This window comes from Micromonospora sp. NPDC049204 (assembly GCF_040647935.1).
Classification (GTDB): Bacteria; Actinomycetota; Actinomycetes; order Mycobacteriales; family Micromonosporaceae; genus Micromonospora.
On sequence record NZ_JBEZDC010000042.1, the window covers coordinates 1 to 1421 of the forward strand.

The 1421-nt window shown below is 84.9% G+C and carries 1 pseudogene; it reads right to left on the reverse strand.

From position 1 onward, the window contains the following. Positions 1-1421, reverse strand: a pseudogene (locus AB0A90_RS34735) (hypothetical protein); the annotation flags it as partial.

Genomic DNA, 1421 nt, shown 5'->3' on the forward strand with positions numbered 1-1421 from the left:
GGACGGGTCGCGCCCGGCCGGGCGGGGTGGAGCGGGCGGCGCCGCGCGCGGGCGCGGGTGCGGCGGGACCGGCGCCGGGCGCGGGTCGTCCACCGGCGTAGGGGGCGTCGCCGCGGTCGTTGGCCGGGCCGGGTCGCCCTGGACCGTCCGGGCCGGGCTCGGCGCCCGGCCGGCGTCGTCGGCCGGTCGGATCCGGCGTGGGAGTCGCGTCCGGGCCGGGCGCGCCCACCGGGCGGGCCCGCCCGCCGGTGCGGTCCGGAACGGACGCCGCAGCGCCCCGGCCACGGGCCGGGCGGTCGCCGGACGCCGACGCAGGGGGCAGAGCCTGCTCACCTGTGGTTCCTGGCGCGTCGGGTCGGGCGGCACGACGACCGGTCGGAGGGTCCGCACCGGGGTCGGCCGGCGGGCCGGCGGGCCGGCGGGCGGCGGTGCGCTCCGCGGCCGGGTCGGGCACGCCGAGGCGACCGGACGCGTGGTCGACGAGGTCACCCGCACCGCCGGCCGGCGCGGGGCCGCGACCCGCGGCCGGCGGGGTGCCGCCGCGGCGGTTGACCACGGGCAGGCCGGGGTCGGTGTGCGGCAGGCGGCCGGCCTGGCGCAGCCAGTCGGCGGGCCGTTCGGGGCGGTCCGCCCGGGGTTCGCCGCCGGCCGGCGTCCGACGCTCCGGCTCAGCGGGGACGGCCCGGCGACGACCGGTGCCGTCGGCCGGTCCGATGGTGGGCGTGGCACCGCTGTGCGCGCCGGAGGCCGCCGGCACCGGCGGGGCGTTGCCCGTGCGCGGCACCGCGGGCTCGTCGGGTTCGGCGGCACGGCGGCGGCCGGCGGCCGGACGGGAACGCTCGTCGGGACGACGGTCGGTGGGCTCCGGAGCCCCCGGGTCGACCGGGCCTGGGCGACGCCGCGCGGTACGCGGGTCGCGGTCGATGGCGGGGTCGGGTCGTAGGCCGTCCGCGGCCGGTGGCGCGGCCGGCGCGCCGGCGAGGCGCGCCGTGCCGGCGGCTGGTCCGGCGGCCCGCGCCGGGTCGGGTGCCGCTCCGGCGCGCCGACCGGCCGGTGTTCCCTCGGCCGGTGGCAGTGCACGACCGGGCTCGGTGGGCTCCGGACCAGGTCGGCGACCCGGTGGGCCGGCGTCCGGGCGGCGCAGGGGCGGCATCGCGTCCGGGTGACCGCCGGCCACGGCGGCGTCCGGACGACGGCCCGGCGGAACGGCGGCGTCCGGACGACGACCGGTCGGGGCGCCCGAGGTGGGTGGGCCGGGGGGAGCCGTTGCCGGGCGGGGCCGGGCCGGGCCGCCGGGCGCGTCGGGTGTGGCGCGAGGCGCCGGCGGGCCGGCCGGGTCGCCGCCGACCGGGCGGGCGGCCGGGGGCGCCGGCCGTACGGCGGCACGGGCACCGGGTGCCGGCCGTACGCCGCGACGCGCG